Annotated in this window: 13 protein-coding genes and 1 pseudogene; 3 read left to right on the top strand and 11 right to left on the bottom strand. The window is 41.3% G+C overall.

Going from position 1 to position 19,281, the window contains the following annotated elements:
- Positions 1-19: 19 nt before the first annotated feature.
- Positions 20-4,540, bottom strand: a complete 4,521-nt coding sequence (locus FTU83_RS01620; protein ID WP_180105538.1) for a translocation/assembly module TamB domain-containing protein — start codon at positions 4,538-4,540, stop codon at positions 20-22.
- A 21-nt stretch (positions 4,541-4,561) separates the two neighbouring features.
- The gene (locus FTU83_RS01625; RefSeq protein WP_180105539.1) at positions 4,562-7,303 is read right to left on the bottom strand and encodes an autotransporter assembly complex family protein; all 2,742 of its coding nucleotides are present in this window, start codon (positions 7,301-7,303) and stop codon (positions 4,562-4,564) included.
- A 177-nt stretch (positions 7,304-7,480) separates the two neighbouring features.
- On the opposite strand from FTU83_RS01625, the gene FTU83_RS01630 reads away from it, so the two are divergent.
- Positions 7,481-8,800: an MFS transporter gene (locus FTU83_RS01630; RefSeq protein WP_180105540.1), complete on the top strand. Its 1,320-nt coding sequence runs from the start codon at positions 7,481-7,483 to the stop codon at positions 8,798-8,800.
- 3 nt (positions 8,801-8,803) lie between these two features.
- Positions 8,804-9,439 carry a 2-polyprenyl-3-methyl-6-methoxy-1,4-benzoquinone monooxygenase gene (coq7, locus tag FTU83_RS01635; protein WP_078188555.1) on the top strand — a complete coding sequence of 212 codons (636 nt, stop codon included), beginning with the start codon at positions 8,804-8,806 and terminating at the stop codon, positions 9,437-9,439.
- A 69-nt stretch (positions 9,440-9,508) separates the two neighbouring features.
- Here the strand turns inward: coq7 and FTU83_RS01640 are convergent, their stop codons facing one another.
- The 7 genes from FTU83_RS01640 to FTU83_RS01670 all read right to left on the bottom strand — a co-directional run bounded on the left by FTU83_RS01640 (position 9,509) and on the right by FTU83_RS01670 (position 14,720).
- The gene (locus tag FTU83_RS01640; protein ID WP_180105541.1) at positions 9,509-10,189 is read right to left on the bottom strand and encodes a hypothetical protein; all 681 of its coding nucleotides are present in this window, start codon (positions 10,187-10,189) and stop codon (positions 9,509-9,511) included.
- 77 nt (positions 10,190-10,266) lie between these two features.
- Positions 10,267-10,845 (bottom strand): DedA family protein, encoded by a 579-nt coding sequence (locus FTU83_RS01645; protein ID WP_257222511.1) that lies wholly within the window; start codon positions 10,843-10,845, stop codon positions 10,267-10,269.
- A gap of 161 nt (positions 10,846-11,006) precedes the next feature.
- Positions 11,007-11,456, bottom strand: a complete 450-nt coding sequence (locus tag FTU83_RS01650; protein ID WP_180007921.1) for a 2-amino-4-hydroxy-6-hydroxymethyldihydropteridine diphosphokinase — start codon at positions 11,454-11,456, stop codon at positions 11,007-11,009.
- Positions 11,413-11,793 carry a dihydroneopterin aldolase gene (gene folB / locus FTU83_RS01655; protein ID WP_078188558.1) on the bottom strand — a complete coding sequence of 127 codons (381 nt, stop codon included), beginning with the start codon at positions 11,791-11,793 and terminating at the stop codon, positions 11,413-11,415. Before folB ends, FTU83_RS01650 begins: the two co-directional genes overlap by 44 nt.
- A gap of 83 nt (positions 11,794-11,876) precedes the next feature.
- Positions 11,877-13,175, bottom strand: coding sequence for an AarF/ABC1/UbiB kinase family protein (locus FTU83_RS01660; RefSeq protein ID WP_180105542.1), 1,299 nt, complete (start codon positions 13,173-13,175; stop codon positions 11,877-11,879).
- Positions 13,176-13,233: 58 nt separating this feature from the next.
- A complete protein-coding gene (locus FTU83_RS01665; protein ID WP_180105543.1) occupies positions 13,234-14,013 on the bottom strand; it encodes a HesA/MoeB/ThiF family protein in 780 nt (259 codons plus the stop codon).
- Between the two features lie 104 nt (positions 14,014-14,117).
- Positions 14,118-14,720 (bottom strand): TetR/AcrR family transcriptional regulator, encoded by a 603-nt coding sequence (locus tag FTU83_RS01670; protein ID WP_180105544.1) that lies wholly within the window; start codon positions 14,718-14,720, stop codon positions 14,118-14,120.
- Positions 14,721-14,815: 95 nt separating this feature from the next.
- On the opposite strand from FTU83_RS01670, the pseudogene FTU83_RS01675 reads away from it, so the two are divergent.
- A pseudogene (locus FTU83_RS01675) lies at positions 14,816-15,991 on the top strand (multidrug effflux MFS transporter).
- 98 nt (positions 15,992-16,089) lie between these two features.
- Here FTU83_RS01675 and FTU83_RS01680 read toward each other — a convergent pair.
- A complete protein-coding gene (locus FTU83_RS01680; RefSeq protein ID WP_180105545.1) occupies positions 16,090-17,733 on the bottom strand; it encodes an AMP-binding protein in 1,644 nt (547 codons plus the stop codon).
- 297 nt (positions 17,734-18,030) lie between these two features.
- On the bottom strand, positions 18,031-19,167 hold the full coding sequence (locus FTU83_RS01685; RefSeq protein ID WP_180105546.1) for an acyl-CoA dehydrogenase family protein: 1,137 nt from the start codon (positions 19,165-19,167) through the stop codon (positions 18,031-18,033).
- Positions 19,168-19,281: the final 114 nt, after the last annotated feature.

A 19,281-nucleotide genomic window follows, 5' to 3' on the forward strand; every position in this document is an offset into this window, starting at 1 on the left:
ATTCAAATTTTGACTTCTCTTAGAAGCGCCAGTTATAGAACAAGTCGATTGCACGCTCTAAAGACTGACTCGCTTCCAAGTACAAACGTTGATTCATTTGATAACGTAAGGTCAGTTTATTCACTGGTGTAAATACCCCGACACCATAACGAATGAATAAGTCAGGTGTGATATAACCCGTCACAGAAACCTGAGTATCATCCCCTGTTCCTTGAGCATCTAGTGCCAAACCACTCAGACCAAATGTACGACCAATTTGGTTGGTCAATGCACGTGTACCACCCAAGCCCATACTAATACCGGCAGCAGCAATCGTGTTGTTCACATCAGAACGGAAACCTTCCGCCTGACTTAAACCTGAACTTCCTTCATTAATACGACCTGTAATTAAGGCATTTAAGGCTTCTTGTTCAGACAGACCCGCATCGTTATACACCTGAATCGCAGGACTTGATGCCGTACCCGTCACACGAACCCCAACAGTACTACCTTGCACGGCTTTATTGGCATCGATATCTAAAGTTGGGTTTGCCAATGGTCCATTGAAACGAGCAATCGCACGGTTCAAGTCCAGACTTTGACCATAGGCTTCGATTTTCACACGCTGAGAAACACCGATTGCACCATTGGCACGCATTGCTGTTTCTAAACCACGTTGTGTCAAATTCAAACGACCAATCAACGGAATTCGACTATCAAAACCTTGGAAAATCACTTGATTACCAATGTTCACCTGTACATCTGCGCGAATATCCCAAGGACGTGCCGATTTTAAGATTTCAAGTTGGTTATCACCTTCATGCACCACACGTACATCTGAAGATACCCCAACCACTGTTGCAGACGATTCTGGCATCGAAATCAATGCACGCGGCACATCAATTTTACCTTTTAAGGTTAATTTCTTACTGAAAGGCAGCACATCTAAAGATAAATCAGGCGTTACAACAGCGGTGATCAATGGCGCTTGACGGACCAACATTTCATTACCCGTTAAATTCAACTGGATACGTGGATCATTTTTCCAGTCAATATTTCCGGTTAATTTGCCTACACCACGCCCACTGTTAAATGCACCATCAATCGTCGCGTAGTTTTGACGCACAGCAGAATACAACTGAATATTGGTCAAGTTTACAGGCAATGAAATCATGCTAATCGAGCCATTTTTCACTCGAATCTCACCATCCATTAAAGGCTGAGACAATGTTCCGCTAATTTTTGCCGCATAAGACAACGTACCGCCCATTGAACGGACATCTTGTATAAATGGTTTTAAGATTTTCAATTGAACTTGGTTAAAGGCCACTTCACCACGGATCGGTTTATTGGCTTTATACGGGTCAATAATAATATTGGCATAACCTGTACCAATATCTGGGGCTTTGGTATCGAGTCGAATTTGTAGCCCTTCAGCGACACTTTTCGCAATCAAACCTACTTCATCATATTTTAAAGTGGATGCTAAATACTGTGGATCTTCAGCTGCTAAACCAAGTAAACCGTCACGAGTCACTAAACGTGCATCAATTTTAGGTTTTGCACCTTTCGCCCAAGACGCTTTTGCATAACCATTCACTTTACCCGTAATCGCCAGGCCTTCAGGCATAAATGCTGCAAAATCATTTAAGTCTAGGTTCTTTGTCACAAAAGATACATTGCCGCGGTTTTTATTCACACGAATCGGCTGATCAAAACATAATTCACTTTGCTGACTCATCCAACAATGTGCGCCAACAAATAAGTCAGACTGTGCAGTGTTGTAAATAATCGATGCATTTTGACGCTGCACAAGACGTGTACGCAAGGAGTCAAAATCGCCTTTTTGAATCTGACCAAGCCAATTATTTTGTGCGTTGAAACCACCAGCTAACTGCACATAAAATTTTGATAATTTATTTTCAGCACTGACTTTTAATAAATGCGCATTACGTGTTCCTGCTAGTGAAATTTGACCTTTCACAATCTCACGGTTGTTACTACGTAAATTATCCATCGTTGCCGTTAATAAACTTGGTGAAGTCGCAGAAGTTGGCAACTCACCTTGCACCCGTATTTTTTTCACACTGAATAAATTATTAAAAGCAAAATCATCTATTGCGATATTGGCAGATGCTTGCAGTCGTGGCTGTGCTTGAACATTTAAGTAGCCATAAGCACGTCCACGTAGGCCTGCATAAATTTCATATAACGCTGGTGCATTAATTTTCAATTGTAAATTTTGTGCATTACCAGTGGCTTGAATTTGGTTATTGGCATAAGCCAACAGCAAATTATTCGCTTCAAACTGTTTTGGCATAAAGCCGGATTGATTTGAATTAATCACCATCGCCAAGTTACCTTGACCACGGACAGGTTTGTTATTGATCATACCTGCCAAATTCAGACGTTCAATTTGAATACGTTTTAGCGCATCTGACCACACACCATTGGTTTTTAAATTTCCAGATAATTCACCCCGTACATTTGAGGCAAAATAATGCGGCTTAAAATGCACCAGTGATGCATTAATATCCCAACCAATGGCTTTTTGTAGTAAAACTTGTCCATTGGCAGAAATTTTACCTGCCACGCCATCATGACGCAGCTCGGCTATTTTAATTAATTCAGGTGTACCCGATACTTTGAAAATCAAACTGCCTTTACTTGCGGCAACTTGGCTTGCATTGAGGCCACCATCATAATTCACAGCAAAAGCTTTAAAGCCTCCACCTTGTTTCTCATCATGGAAAGTCAGCGCAGCAGTAGATTGACCTGTTAAATGAACTGTTTCATTTTGCTGTGCAAGTCGGCCTAACAAATCAATATTATTCAGCTGAATAATCTGTTGATTTGGTTTTGCATAACCATTGGCTTTTAATGACCCTGTAATTTGGTCGACAGGCGCAGCAGCCACGATGGTTTGCGGATTGAACTGCTGTGCTTGTACATTGGCTTGCCACTTCAGCATGCGTTTTTCATCAGGCAATTCTACAACTGCGTTACCTTTGAGCTGACCTTTGTCGGCCACATAACTAAAGGCAGGGACATTGAGATTGTTATTTTTCAGATTCAGTTTGGCTTGATATTGTCCAGCAGGCAGAGCACCTTTTTCATGTCTTGACACGGTGGTCGCCACGTTGATGTTCTGCTGACCTTCTGTAAGCGCCAATTGCACATTGCCCGAATCACTACTCAACCATCCAACATATGGCACTGCACGGTCTATATTTTTCCAAGACACATCCATCAGCATCGGCTGAGCTTTATTATTTTTGGCAGGCGCTTGATCGAGTTTTAAATTCCAAGTTTCATATTGGTCAAAATCCACCAACGCCGTCAAGTGCATACCTTTTTCAAGGGTCCCTTTGGACGCAATCTTACTGTTTAAATTTACAGGTAGAAAATCTTGAACCACTTGCGGGATCAGCTTATGTTTTGGATTAATTTTATCCAAACGACCACTTACATCCCAAGTGACCTGATCTTTCCAACTCACCACGCCACCCAAATTGACAGCACCGCCCATCACTTGACCATTTAGGTTAGAAATATCAAGTTGGTTGACCAAGTCCGTACTCATGAGCGCAGTATATTTACCCTCAGGAATATTGGCCCCGCTCAGGTCCGTGTCTAAATCTAAATTGAGACGCTGAATATCCCCTTTGAATTTTGCCAGCCCATTTTTAGCAAAGAGCTTTTGCTCAGTCAGTAAAGGTAAATGATAGTTTTTAAATTTAAGCGCACCAAACATCGGGACATGTGGACGCATTGGATGGACCACTGCCCATCCTGTTAAAAGATCAGGCGTATGAGTTGCCACACCAGCTTGAATCGTATCAAGAGATCCTTTAGCCACCATTTGAATATCATGAATATTCAAGCTTTCACGTAGTGAAGGTAAATTGACAATCCCCACAGCATTTAGCGGATACTTGTCTTCAAACTTCATATTCCCAGACGCTTGGCGCACAGACAAATACCCCATATCCATACGGGTATCTTCGAATTTTAATTCCGTCCCTGACCAAAGCGCTTCATTTAATTCAATATCATAAAAATCCACACCTGAACTATGGGTTTTAATCAACATATGATCTAAATCTGCATGATCGACACGAAGTACGAACGGCAAACGGATTTCACTAAATACAAAAGGTTTATCGCTAGGTGGGGTCTTGGTAATAATTTGCAGATTTTTAACATCTGCCTTATTTAAATGAATTTCTTTATTAATAATGGCGCGCCAACCGAGTGTAATATCGGCACGGTCAATTTTTACATCGACAGGTTTTAGCGTAACGAGGACATTTCGTAGAATAATGCCCCGCCACAGGTTACCACCTTCATATTCATAGTGAATGATTTGCTGACGTTCCAGAACACGGTCAAGTAAAAACTTACTACCTTTGTCTGTAGAGAACATGACCGCCAATGCAGCCACCAAAAAGATAAGCACGAACACGAAGGTCAAAATGACACTTCGAAGAATACGACGCTTCTTCGGCAGTTGCTCTACCGGCGTTTCGTTTTCTGGTTCTTGCTGTTCTTGTTCAGTCATAAAAAACACATCACCTAAAAATTATAATTGTGAACCAATAAAGAAATGTAAACGAATTGGTTTGCTGTCGTCAGAAAGTCCGGTAGCGACATCTAAACGAATTGGGCCAATTGGCGATGCCCAACGTATCCCCACACCTGCGCTATATGCAGTCGGTGTATTAAAGTCTTTATCGTACGCATTACCAAAGTCACTAAAGACCGCAGCACGCCAGCCTTCTTTAAATTGGTAGTTGTATTCTAATGAACCCGTTGCCAAGACTTGACCACCAATTTTATAGCCATTTTCTTCGGCCGCTAAACTCTTATAGTCAAAGCCGCGAATGGTTTGGTCACCACCGGTAAAGTAGCGTAAGTTATAAGGAACTTTATCAAAGTTCTCTGTCAGAATATAACCTAAATCACTGCGCCCAACGACTTGGTGATTATCATTTTCACCCAACGAATAAATAAAGCGCCAGCCCGCATTCAAGATCGCCATATCAGCATCTGAAAGTAAGCTTTCACTTCCGACTTCAACTTTATAGGTTTGCTTGATCCCTTTACTCGGATTCACACGTTTATCAGAGTCGGTTCGAGAAATTTCATAGCCAAACATCAAGGACTGTTGTTCATTGTTGGTATTCACCAAGAATGCATCTGGAATGTCATCACTAGGATTAAGTCCGTCATCAGTAATACGGTCCAAACGATAACGTAAACCAAAGGTGTGCTGCCAACTACCACGGGGGTTTTTAATAATCCGGTCCACACCCGCTACAGCAGATTCAATGGAAAGATTAACACCTTGACCGACATCATCACGTTCTTCACGTTCATAACCACCGACTAAGCTGACATAGTCATTTAATGGGTAGTTATATGGAATGTTATAGCGTCCATCAATCGATTGACGGATTTTGGATACTTCCATGTTGGCGTCAAAAGAATGACCACGTTTGTTTACAATGGCACGACGATACTGGCCACGAACACGTGTACCGGTGTCGGTACCAAAACCAGCACCAATTTCTGCACTATTCAACTTATCTGCATTTAGTGTCACGATCACAGGGACTTTTTTATCTTCACGTGCTTGCGCTTTTAAACGTTCTTGTTCTGCTTGTTTGGCATCTTGCGTATCTTGCAAACTGCGTAATTTAGATGATTGCTCTGCATCATTCACCCCCGCAAATTGGTCTTCATTAACCACTTTTTGCGTGACTTCCTTATTCGACATCACTTCCGTTTTGTCTTTCACTACTTGTGAACTTTCAGACAACTGATTTTGATCGACCAAGGTCTGAATATCTGGTGGCAGTTCAAGCGGCTTTTCAATCGGGTCTGGTCGAATTGAATCAACCAAGGTGTAGTTAAAATAGCGAGAGTTGGTCAAGTTATTAGCCAAACCATTCACACGCCAGAAAGTATAGTCAGCACCGTCTTTCCACGTCACCAAACTTTCTAAAATATCGCGATCCAATGGAAACTCTGCATTCGGATCGCTCATTCTAAATTCAACTGCGCCAAGCTTATAACGCTCGCCCGTCTCAAAGCGCAAATTGATATCGGCTGTATTTTGTGGTTGAGCCACTCTTACATCGTGCAAACGCCAGTACGAGTCGAAATAACCGTTATTGGTCGCTGCCTCATTGATTCGGCGTTTCGTGGTTTCGTATTTACCATGATTAAGAATGTCACCGTCTTCCTGATCTGGTAATACACCAATCACCTGAAACTGAGCTTGATTCGCCCCAGCCCCAGAAAATTCAACATTCTGTTTTTCAATTTGCACAGGCGTATTTGGTGTAACCAATACACGAACTTTGCTGTCAGACACTTTTTCAAATTTGAATTCTGATTGATAGAAACCCACGGCTTGCGCGGCTTGATTGGACAAGCTACGTAATTGAGGCAAAGCCGATGGAAAATCACTAAAGGATTCTTGAGTAAAACCTGAAAGCTTACCTTTAATATTGGCTTTGAGATCTTCCAGTGCCGCACCGTAGGCCTTACTCGACGTTTGACTGGTGTTATGTGCTGAGGTAATTTCAACATCCGCACTAATTCGTGGCACTTTTGCCGTATTCATCTGACGTGGCGGACGTACTTTATATAATAAGCGCTTGAAAATACCTGGCTCTACATCATCCTCAACTGTTGGGTTATGCAGCTCTTGCAGAGTATTGGCATTTTCATTTCGTGTCGCGGTAATTTCATTATCCGAACGAATTTCACCCATGAGCTGATCAATATTGACTGGCGCTTGGTTAATTTCCGTTAACTCTTTTTGGGTAATATCCGCAACAGCAATTTCTGTTTGCTGTGTTGCACGGTACTCCTGTGCTTGACGTTTGGCTTCTTCAGCAACTTGGAAGATTTCATTCGCCATGTTTTGATCAACAGGTGTCACGGGTAAGTTTTCTAAATCTTCAAACTCAATGGGTTTAAATTCTTGTAGTTGTGTTCCTGCTTGCTGCTGTTCTTGCAGCATTTTCATGCTATCAACAGATTCTTCCGGCTCATTTATATTTTCAATTTTTTCAATTGCTTCAGGCGTCGATAGCCCTTGCTTTACAGCCTCATCCTTGATTTCAGTAACAATCTCTGCTTTTGTATCTGCAGATGTTGGAACCGTTTCTGCGGGAGTTTGGGCGAAACTATGCTGAGCACACAAGGTCAAAAAGATGCTCATATATAGACTTTTATTGCTATGATGCTGTCGTATGCAGTGAGCTATACTGTGATGAAGCAATGTTTTTTTAAACTTGATTTTTGCAGGCATAGCAAACTCTAACAAATTTCATTATGTAATGGACTTAGTCAACCAGATATAGAGCTAAAGATCTTATATCTATTGGTTTTTCGCCATCTCCAAACTCAAAAAACATATTACATGATTTTTTAGAGATTTTACCAATCACTCACATTTCTTAATAAAACTTAATGTAGCAAGACACTTATGAATAACAACGAACATCTGCTAGGTACACGCCGCTTCCTGCCTATGTTTTTGACCCAATTTTTTGGGGCGCTCAATGACAATGTGTATAAACAGGCTTTATTGTTGGTCATCACCTATGGATTAATCCAACAACAGGCATTACCCATCAGCACGCTAAACAATCTAGCTGCATTATTGTTTATTTTACCCTACTTTATTTTTTCAGCGACAGCGGGACAGATCGCAGATAAGTTTGAACGTTCACAACTTGTCCGTGGCATCAAAATTTTAGAAATTATCATCATGATCATCGGCAGTATTGGCTTTCTGACCGGTCATTTATGGTTATTGTTGCTGGCTTTATTTTTGATGGGGACCCATTCGACATTTTTTGGTCCAATCAAATATGCAATTTTGCCTGAAATTTTAAAGCCCAATGAGCTGATGTCAGGCAATGCGCTCTTCCAATCGGCAACATCCATGGCAATTTTATTCGGGATGATTTTGGGTGGTGCTGGGATTGCTTCATCACAAGGCAATTTAATGTGGATCAGCCTGACAGTGATGACCATCGCTATTTTAGGTTATATCACCAGTCGTTTTATTCTTAAGCAAAATGTCACTACACCAGATTTAAAAATCGATTGGAACTTTTTTCGTACCAGTTACCAAACGATGAAATATGCCAAAAGTTTGCCACTAATTTTTACTATTTTATTGGGGAACTCGTGGTATTGGTTTTATGGTGCAACCTACCTCACTCAAATTCCACAAATGACTCAGCAAAATCTACATGCCTCTGAAAATGTCGTTAGCTTGCTATTGACCTTTTTCTCTGTGGGTGTGGGCGTAGGTTCATTGCTTTGTCGTAAATTGGGCGGCACTCAAGTCAATATTAAGATGGTTCCCATCGGTGCTGTAGGTTTAACGGTATTTGCACTGTATTTAGCCTTTAGTTTGACCCTCGTCCCTACTCAAACTGGCCCACTTATTACCCTTTCAGAAGTTTTTCATCAAGGTTGGGGCTATTACCATGTCATGATTGCCGTGACTTTATTGGGCATTAGTGGCGGATTTTACATCGTTCCACTCTATGCAATGATGCAAGCTTACTCCCCACGCTCACATCGTGCGCGAGTCGTTGCCGCAAACAACATTTTAAATGCGGTATTTATGGTATCTTCTGCTATATTTTCAATTATCATTCTGAGTGTTTTAAAGATTGATATTAAAATACTTTTTTGTATAACCGCAGTACTCAGTGCAATCTTTTGTATTTGGCTGCTATTACGCATCAAACCTTTGCTTCAAACTACGCAAGTCTCTCTGGAGGATTAATCCATGCGTCAATTTACAGGTGTCGACAAACTTATTCACTCATTTGATCAGGCCTTACGTAGTTTAGTTCCCGGAGCAACGGCTGCACATCGTGAAAATCCGTCTGTTGCTGAAAAGACTCAACTTGCAGTCAGTGAAGCACGTCATGTGGCGGGTCTAATGCGTGTCAACCATAGTGGTGAAGTTTGTGCCCAAGCGCTTTATCATGGCCAAGCACTCACCGCTAAACTGCCAAATGTCCGCCGTGAAATGGAACAAGCTGCGATTGAAGAACAAGATCATTTGGCTTGGTGTGAAGACCGCTTAAAAGAATTAGACAGCCATACCAGTCTGCTCAACCCTGTTTGGTACGGCCTTTCTTTTGGGATGGGTGCATTAGCAGGTATTGCCGGTGATAAATACAGCCTAGGTTTTGTCGCTGAAACTGAGCGTCAAGTGAGCCTGCATTTAGAAGATCACATCCGCCAACTTCCTGAACAAGACGAACGTTCACGTAAAATCTTAGTGCAAATGAATGAAGATGAGCTGCATCACCGTGATACAGCACTCAATGCAGGTGGTGTAGACCTTCCTGTTCCAGTTCGTATTGCCATGACTGGTATTTCAAAGCTGATGACCAAAACCAGTTATTACATTTAATGATTTTCTAATGATTGTCGCTAAGTTCTATAAATAGTGGACAAAAAGCCTGCAATGATGCAGGCTTTTTTATGAGAAATCTTTTGACTTTAATACAATAATTCCTTCGCCATCAAAACAGTTTATAGGCTGCCATCGACTTGGTGTAAACCAATCAAAATTCAAACTATAACGTTGTGCAGTGGACGGATAACCAGCTCCACCTAACTCAAGCAGCCATCCAGCCGGACAAATTTCTTTTTGGTTATTCATCATAACGGTTTGATCATGTACCAACTCAAGCAATAAATGACGATGCAGCTCAAATGCAATAACATCAAATCCAGCTATTTGAATCGGCTGTGGAAAACGAGCCGATGTCAAACCTTGACGAATATCAGTCATCTGTTCCAGAGTATAGTCGGTTTCAAATGATCGGTTAATCCACGTGCCTTCAGGCAGTACAACCTCTCCAAAGTTTAAGGGTTCCTGCAACTGTATATGAATTTTCTTTTGATGCTGCCACTCTGCATAGTCAGAACTAAGATCTGAAATCACGAACAATCCCAGCGTTACTGCAACAAATAAAGGGAAAAACAATACGCCAGATAAACCAATTTTAAGTACCGCATTTACTTTATATGGTCGATTTTTTTGCTTTTTATACCAATTATTCCAACTCAACCAAATCGCAATGACAATAAATAGCACCAAAATCGCAAAGCAAATAATAAGGAAACCTCCCGCACCCGCACCATAACCTAAGCCCATATTGCGCTCACTAAATATCCCTTTAAATCTTTTAATTATGTTTTGACGACTTTATCAGATCAGCCACGTTCACTTTATCAATGTTGATGATGCTTACACCACCACTTCAACACCGTATAGAGCACACGGAAGAATACGATACATAAAATAACGGCAATAACGATGTAAATATCTTGATGATAAGGCAGCATTTTCGCCCAAAATAGATGTAAATAATGACTGATTTGGAAGCCAATCATTGCGACCAACATCGCCCAAATAAAACAGGCAACTAGATTAATCAGCACATATTTCCAAACAGGATAAGCACGCACACCTACAACAATAGGTAAAATGGTTCTAAAGCCCCAAGCAAAGCGCATAAATAAAATGGTCAAAATAGGATAACATTCAATAAACTGGCTCGCACGATCGAATTTTTGTGCAAATTCTGCATTCGACTGGATAAGTTTTTGCCCATAGCGAGCGCCCATTTGATAATAAAACTGATCGCCAATAAAACTGCCCAGCATCGCCACTGCAATCAACATTGGAAAATGAAGTATGTGTTGATGTACGGCATAGGCGCCAATCATCAGCACTGTTTCTCCTTCAAACAATGTGCCAATAAAAATCGCAATATAGCCATAGTGCTGAATCAGATCCGTCCAGTTCATATCATTATTTTGAAGCTAAAAAGATAATGTAATCCTGAGACAGCCTATACGCTAGCGCATACCATGACAGGATTTGAATATTTTTGTTATTGTCTACTTGGGATATTTAGGGACATTCTAAATGTACGTCATGAGTTTTGAAAGCATTGCGTTTCATTCACTCAATCCACTAAAACTTTTTGACAACTCACCATAGGAAATTGATGTGCTGGATGTTCAAACATCTTATTTTTCCATATATCGAACATTGGAATTTTAACATCGAGTGCTAAAGGCAGTTTTTTCGGATTAAATTGCATGTGCGCTAAGCTTTCGCCCCACGCGATCAGATCCAGATCCAAAGCGATATTATGAGACGGACGAACACGACCTGAGTCTGCTTCCATTTTTTTCAGTAAGGCGCTGATTTCATCTACAGATAAACTGCTTTTCACCAAACAGGCTGCATTCCAATAATCCGCCCCAATGCCATCACGACAAGGAATCACATAAATTTTGGAAAATTCAGCATGACCCAAAGCCTGAATTTGACGTAAAGCCAGTTGAAAATGCGGTTTGGGATTGAAATTACTCGCCAGAGCTAGGGCGAAAATCGTTTCGGTGGCGTTCAAGACGAATTCCTACAGAATTGGCTTGCGCGATAATGGCAGGCTTCCGGATGGTAATCATAATAGATTCAATGCTGTCATAGGTAGCGAAAAGTGCATCAATCACCAGTTTTGCTGCATGTTCGATCAATTTAGGTTGAGCAGTTTGAATGACTTTGGCTGATATTTCGCAAATTTCAGCATAATTCAAGGTATCTTCAAGCTCATCTGACTGAGCTGCCTGCGCTAAACTGGTTTGAATATTGAGGTCGAGCATCAAAGGCTGAATAATCTGACGCTCCCAATTGAAACAGCCGATGACAGTCTCAACTTTCAAACCTTCAATGATAATTGCGTCCATTCTTACACTCAAAATAAAATCTTAAACATCGATAAAACCCTCCTGTTTAAGCAAGAGGATTCTATTTATATCTTGCAGCTAAATTATTGATTCAACAATAAATTAGGGTCCATAGTCTGCACCATTTGAATACGCTGGTCTGCATAAATATCAGTATATGGCGCAAGGATGCGCATAAAGCGGTCGAAGTACAACATTTGTTTGAATAATAAAGCGAAGTCACGTGGGAAGCGAATACCATGACGCTCTCCAACTTGTACCATATCCATCATGATGTCATTCAAATCGGCAGGATTTGAGGTTAATAACTCTTGCGGATCGGCCAAAAGCACACCGCTAAATAAGCGTTCTAAGTCGGCAGCTAAGACTTGTGTGTCAATTTTGACAGCCGTCATGCCCATTTTCAGCATATTTTCAGCCATCAAGTTGTAGTCAGTTTTTTGTAGGGCATCCATAAACGCAATACATGCTGTCCACACTTCAGGTTTCAACTGGCCCACGATACCAAAATCGATGAAGCCAACTCGACCATCTTCAAGCAGCATCAGGTTGCCTGCATGTAAGTCTGCATGAAAACTATTACATAACATCAAGCTGCCAAACCATGTATTCATCGCTGTCACCAAAACTTGCGATGGATCTTTAGCGACTTTCTTGACCACATCAAAATCAGTCAATGGTACGCCGTATAAACGCTCCATGGTTAATACGCGACGTGTTGAATATTGGTGATAAACCTTTGGTGCTGTTGCGGCTTTGTTTTGAGTTACGTTCAGATAATTCACAAAGTCGTCAAGATTTTGAGCTTCTTCAATAAAGTCCACCTCACGTACCATGCGAACTTTAATTTCCTCAACGATATCTGCAAGTGAAGCAAATTTGACTTTGGGTACAGCTTTTTCGACCAGTTTAGTAGCCCAATGTAAGACGTTTAAATCTGTATAGAGAATTGTCTCGACACCCGGTTTTTGCACCTTAATAACAACATTTTCACCAGTGACCAATTTAGCGGCATGCACCTGTGCAATCGATGCAGAAGCCAAAGGCTTTTCATCAATTGAAGCAAATATTTCATCTAAATTACGACCAGCAAATTCTGAAGCCAATACCTGCTGCACATAACTAAACGGCAATGACGGTGTCTGATCTAAACAGCCTTGGAACTCTTCGACATATTCACGCGGAAATAAAGAAGGTGTACTGGCAATAAATTGACCCAATTTAATATAGGTTGAACCCAGTGATTCAAAAGTTTCACGCATTAATTTTGCGTTACTTGGTTTTTCAGTTGCATATTTAAAGCCGGCTTTTGCCGCAACGACTGCGGTCTCACCCATTCGGGCAACCGAGCGAATTCCATCTAACCAGATATTGTTTTTCATAATGTCTTAGAAAAAAATAATTAACGTGAGTGTAGCAAAAAAATAAGGGCTTGCTGCTTTATCTTGCCTGACAGATTGGACAATCGGGATCTTTTTCAAAAGCGAGAATTTTTTGTTTCATTGACAGACCATCCCACAACAAAAGTTTTTGTTTCAGTGCTGTCGTCCCTAAACCCAAATAGAGCAAGGCATGATGTGCTTGCAAACTTGCCATAACATTTGGTGTAGTTGCAAGTACACCCGAGTCTGCACAGCGCAAACTTTCATTGGCATGCTGTTCTTTTGGAAATAAACATTCATAACAGGCAGCATCGGCTTCAACCATAAATAACTGCCCTTGAAAGCCGATCGCTGAAGCACTAATCAGCGCCACATTATTTTCCACACAGCTTGCGTTAACCAAATACCGTGTACTGAAATTATCACAACCGTCGAGAACCAAATCCTGCTGTGAAATCAATGCCTTTGCGTTTCTTTCATCTAATTTTGAGGTATAGCTTTGCACACGAATATGCGGGTTAATCGCTTGTAATCGTTTAGCCAAAATTTCAGCTTTATAAAATCCTACATCGTGTTTGGTATAAGCAATTTGTCGTTGCAAATTACTGATTTCAATTCGATCTGCATCGATCAAAGTGATTTGTCCGACGCCTGCACGTGCCAATAATTCGGCTGTGGTACACCCAATCCCACCACACCCCACGATGAGTACATTGGCAAGTTTTAGCTTCTCTTGCGCATCGATGTCCCAACCATCAAGCAATATTTGACGGCTGTATAGATGCATTTCATCATCACTTAATTCCATGTCTGAATCTAGATCGAGCTGTGCATCCATGTTCTGCTATCTCATTTTAAACATAAAACCGAGGCCATTATAACGAGCAATCCAAAGATAAGGATGAAAATAAACATTCAATTTTGCTATGAAAATTTAGGCATTCACATTTTAAACAAAGCCTGAATACTTTGTTCAATTGCCATAGTCACCTGCTGCATATCTATCTGCTGATTTAAAAATAGTAAATCGACGAAAGGCTTCGAAATGGTTGCACCAAATAACATATCCGCCATGATATCTGCATTTAAGTTCAATACAAATTGGGCACTTGGTATATGACTTACAGTATGAATCAAATGATCTCGGCTTTTGGCGATACCTTTTTCATAAAAAGTATCACTTATTCCATCAACACCAACACGCTCTGCGATCGCCAGTCGGCACAACTTAATATGCCGCTCGGACAGGACATGCTCAGCGATTTTCTTCAACTGATTCTGCAAGGCCAACACACGATCTAAACTATTGGCATCAAAAGCATCTTCAGTCCAGATATAGGACGACTCAACCAATGAAATAAGCAGTTCACGTTTATCAGAAAAATACACATATAAGGTTTTTTTAGACATGCCTGCTGCGGTCGCAATCTCAGACATGGTGACATTTTCAAAGCCCTTTTCACCAAAGAGTTGTTCTGCAATAGAAAAGATTTCTGCACGCCGCTGTTCTGCCGACATGACCAAAGGACGGCCTAGTTTTGCCAATGCTGCTCTCCTTGACTTAGGAAACCAATAGGTTTCATAATGCGCCGCTTTTCACAAGATCCGACCACATTATGACAGCATCAAATACACGTGCAATGCCCATACTCATTGCATTACTCGCAACCATCGGCCCGATAGGTATTGATATGTACCTACCAAGCATTCCCGCTATGGCAACATCTTTAGGGAGTAGCGAAGGTGCGATCCAACTGAGTTTGATGACATTTTTTGTGGGTTTAATGCTCGGCCAGCTGATGTACGGCCCACTATCGGATAAATTTGGCCGTAAACCGCTCATTTACTTAGGTTTAGGGATTTATATTTTAGGCTCGATCGGCTGCGCATTTGCACAAAGCGTTGAACAATTACAATGGATTCGCTTTATTCAGGGTTTAGGTGGTTCAATTGGGATGGTGATTGCTTTTGCCATCATCAAAGATTAGTTTCAAGGCCCAGCAATGGGCAAAATGATGTCTATGGTTTTGGCGATATTAGGCCTATCACCGGTGGCAGCACCTTTAGTTGGCGATGGCTTACAGGCTTTAGGTTCATGGCGAAATATTTTTATTTTTTTAGCCGTATATGCCGCGATTGTATTGGCAGCCGTTGCAGTGCCGCTCCCCGAAACACGTCAAGTGGAATTGCGCCAACAATTCAAGCTCTCACAAACCATCAAATTATATGGGCAAATTATCAGGGATCGTAAGTTCATCATTTACTCACTCACACTGTGTATTGCACAAGCTGGCTTCTTTGCCTATATCGCTGGTTCAGCCAGTGTATTTATCAGTGAGTATCAGTTGAGTTCTACCCAATTTAGCCTGCTCTTTGCATTCAATGCATTTGGTTTAATTGCTGCGGCAATCTTTAATCCCAAAGTGCATGAAAAATTTGGCCCACTGAATGCCTATAAAATCATGAACAGCAGTTTCTTACTCATTATGGCTGTATTGCTCCTTGCACAATGCTTAGGCTATTCAAATCTAATATTCTTCTGTAGCGCACTATTCATTGCCGTTGCACTTTTAGGTTTCATTATGCCTACCGGCAGCCAGTTGGCTCTTATGTTTCAGCATAAAAATGCTGTTACAGCATCTGCATTATTAGGTGCCTTACAATTTGGCTTTGGTGCGATCATTACAACTTTAACCGGTAAATTTAGTAGTTTTGGCGGCTTAGGTTTAGTCACAATCATGTTTGCTTGTGCACTTATTTCTGCACTGCTTTGCCTCATGAGCTTTCCAAAACATTTACCGATGTCTCAGCATTAAAATTGCCAAATCAAAAATAATTATTATCCAACTTCAGATAAGCAAATAGAAAAGGCTGCATGTACGCAGCCTTTCCTTTAATTCAACTCAGCCCAAACTTAACTGACCTTTTGCATACATTGCGCTTTGGCCACTTCTTGTTGCTTCAACAGATTACGTTGGATTTTTCCACTCGATGTTTTAGGCAACCCATCAACAAATTCAATTTCTTTTGGATAAGCATGCTTGGATAAACGAGAACGTACATAAGCTTGTAGCTTATCCATGAGTTCAGAACTAGCTTCATATTGTGGTTTCAATACCACAAAAGCTTTGACCAATTCTGTACGCTCAGGATCAGGCTTACCAACAACTGCCGATTCTAAAACTTCTTCACACTCTAATAATGTGCTTTCCACATCGAAAGGTCCTACACGATAGCCTGACGTTGTAATGACATCGTCAGCACGCCCTACAAAATCAATACCGCCTTCTTCATTTAAACGAACAGTATCACCAGTTAAATAGTAGTTCCCGACAAAGGCTTTACGGTTATTGCCGCCATAGCCCGTGAACCACATGAGTGGAGATTGCGACCAGTCTAATGCCAATGTTCCAATCCCACCACGTTCAATTTCTTGGTGGTCTTTATCAAGCACCGCAAAGCGATGTCCCGGTATAGCAAAACCGGCTGAACCCACTTTTTTGTAGTGTTCTAAAGCATGATGATTTGCAATCACCATACCGAGTTCTGTTTGCCCATATTGGTCATAAATATTGACGTTTAAATCGTGATTAAACCATTGAATCACTTCGGGAGTTAGTGGCTCTCCTGCGCTACTCACAACCCGTAAATGTGATTTTATGGATTCATCAAATTTTTCTTTAAACCCAAAGAACATACGAAAAGCCGTTGGTGAACCGGTCAAATTGCTGACTTTATATTTTTTGATGACTTGAAGTGCATGATCAACACTAAAAGCCCGTTCATCCATAATAATGCTGTGCCCTAAACTTAAAGGCCCTGCAATTCCATAGTACAAACCATAAGCCCAGCCCGGATCTGCCAAATTCCAAAATGAATCTTCATCACGCAAATCAACCGCATGTGTCATATACCCTTTAAATGCCAACAACGCTTTGTGCGGCACAGGTACAGACTTGGCTAAACCGGTCGTTCCTGAGGTAAACATCATTAAAAATTCATCATCAAATGAACGCGGTACTGAGTTAAATGTGGTGTCATGCAGTTGCAGCTCTGACCAAAAGTCAGGATCTGTCTGAATTGCTTGATCGGCATGTACGGTTAAAATATGTGGTAAATCAATATGATTGAGTTTTGATCGTTGCTCAGTGTTGGTTACAATCAGCTTTGTTCCCGCAGTTTGCACTCGATGTTCAATCGCTTTGGACTCAAATGCAGTAAACAACGGTTGATAAATTGCCCCTATACGCCATGTTGCCAATACGGTGATCAACAACTCTGCTGTGCGAGGTAAAAGACCTGCAATGCAATCACCTGCTTTCAATCCAATGCGCTGATAATAATTTGCCAATTGTGCAGAAGCTAAATCTAATTGCTCAAAAGTCCATTGCTCAGATTCACCATTTTTACCTTCCCAGATCAGCGCAGTTCGATTTTGCCCAACATAGCGCCCACAACATTCATCATAAGCATTGATTGAACTTGGCGTACCGACCAATTGTTCTGTAACCATCTTTTCAAAATTAAAATCACGATATGCTTGTTCTAGTGTCTTCATGACGACAATTCCTATCCTGTTCTCTATGATTCAAAGTGCAAGACTTTGAGGTTTATTCATCTTGTTGTTGTACCGCTGCGTACTAGTGACGATTCCTTTGCCACATCCGCCTTTACTGCTATTCCATACACCGATTGCAATGTCGGTTTTTTAGTTTTGAAACTTATACTTTGTTAAACAATCTATTCTTAGACTGTGTATACCTAAATAACCATGTTTGGATGTCCCCTGCAATTTCCATAACCATCAACGCCATTGCAGGGTTTGAACATCGACCAAAGTCTATTTTTTAATCACCTATCCTTTGGTTACTTCACGTGCTATCACCAGACGTTGAATGTCCGATGCACCTTCATAGATTTGACTGACACGCACATCACGATAAATTCGTTCTACTGGAAAATCAGATACATAACCATAGCCCCCATGGATTTGAATGGCATCTGAACACACCCGTTCAGCCATCGTCGATGCAAAAAGTTTCGCCATTGAGGCTTCTTTTAAGCATGGAAAACCGGCATCTTTTAACGTCGCTGCATGGAAGATTAATTGACGTGCTGCCTCAATTTGGGTGGCCATATCTGCTAGGCGAAATGCCACGGCCTGATGCTGTACAATCTCCACCCCAAATGCCTTGCGTTCATTGGCATATTCAACAGCCGCATCTAATGCTGCTCGTGCCATACCCACAGACTGCGCAGCAATACCAATTCGACCTGACTCTAGGTTTGATAAGGCAATTTTATAGCCTTCACCCTCTTGGCCTAAAAGACTGTCTGCAGGAATACGACAGTGATCTAAAACAATAGTTGCTGTATCGGAACAATGCTGACCCATTTTGTCTTCTAATCGCGATACGATATAACCCGGCGCATCCGTTGGTACTAAAAAGCACGAAATCCCTTTTTTACCTGCAGACTTGTCCGTTACCGCAAAAACTAAGGCTACTTGGGCATGTTTTCCTGTGGTAATAAATTGCTTGGTGCCATTTAACACCCACTCGTCACCATCACGCTCCGCTTTACATTCCAATGCACTCGCATCTGAACCCACTTGTGGTTCTGTTAGGCAAAAACAACCTAACCATTCGCCAGTGGCTAATTTTTTTAAGTATTTTTCTTTTTGTGCTTCTGTACCATAACGCTGTGTAATGCCACATGGCAGTGAGTTTTGTACGCTAACAATTGTGGAAATCGCACCATCGCCAGCAGCAATTTCTTCTAAGGCAACAACCAAAGACACGTAGTCTAAACCAGCACCACCCCATTCATCCGAAACCGTCATGCCTAAAGCACCCAGCTCACCAAGTTCCTTTAGCTCTTGTGCAGGAAATGCTGCCGTTTTATCACGCTCTGCAGCCGTCGGTTTCAGTTTTTCTTGCGAATAGCTTCGCATCATGTCCTGAACCATTTTTTGTTCATCATTTAAAATCATGAGACTTCCTTTTCTAAATCTTTTATAGCGCGTATAGCTTTAAATTTTGGATAACTGCGGAATTAAAAATTCTTTGACTGTATTAAAGCAAAGTTGGATACACGACGACGTCAT

Origin of the sequence: Acinetobacter sp. YH12152, from assembly GCF_013418285.1 — a bacterium.
GTDB lineage: Bacteria > Pseudomonadota > Gammaproteobacteria > Pseudomonadales > Moraxellaceae > Acinetobacter > Acinetobacter amyesii.

What these genes read in the sequence shown, in the direction of transcription:
- FTU83_RS01620 (WP_180105538.1), bottom strand. Translation starts at nt 4,540, where the DNA reads ATGACTGAACAAGAACAGCAAGAACCAGAAAACGAAACGCCGGTAGAG.
- FTU83_RS01625 (WP_180105539.1), bottom strand. Translation starts at nt 7,303, where the DNA reads ATGCCTGCAAAAATCAAGTTTAAAAAAACATTGCTTCATCACAGTATA.
- FTU83_RS01630 (WP_180105540.1), top strand. Translation starts at nt 7,481, where the DNA reads ATGAATAACAACGAACATCTGCTAGGTACACGCCGCTTCCTGCCTATG.
- coq7 (WP_078188555.1), top strand. Translation starts at nt 8,804, where the DNA reads ATGCGTCAATTTACAGGTGTCGACAAACTTATTCACTCATTTGATCAG.
- FTU83_RS01640 (WP_180105541.1), bottom strand. Translation starts at nt 10,189, where the DNA reads ATGGGCTTAGGTTATGGTGCGGGTGCGGGAGGTTTCCTTATTATTTGC.
- FTU83_RS01645 (WP_257222511.1), bottom strand. Translation starts at nt 10,845, where the DNA reads ATGAACTGGACGGATCTGATTCAGCACTATGGCTATATTGCGATTTTT.
- folB (WP_078188558.1), bottom strand. Translation starts at nt 11,793, where the DNA reads ATGGACGCAATTATCATTGAAGGTTTGAAAGTTGAGACTGTCATCGGC.
- FTU83_RS01660 (WP_180105542.1), bottom strand. Translation starts at nt 13,175, where the DNA reads ATGAAAAACAATATCTGGTTAGATGGAATTCGCTCGGTTGCCCGAATG.
- FTU83_RS01665 (WP_180105543.1), bottom strand. Translation starts at nt 14,013, where the DNA reads ATGGATGCACAGCTCGATCTAGATTCAGACATGGAATTAAGTGATGAT.
- FTU83_RS01680 (WP_180105545.1), bottom strand. Translation starts at nt 17,733, where the DNA reads ATGAAGACACTAGAACAAGCATATCGTGATTTTAATTTTGAAAAGATG.
- FTU83_RS01685 (WP_180105546.1), bottom strand. Translation starts at nt 19,167, where the DNA reads ATGATTTTAAATGATGAACAAAAAATGGTTCAGGACATGATGCGAAGC.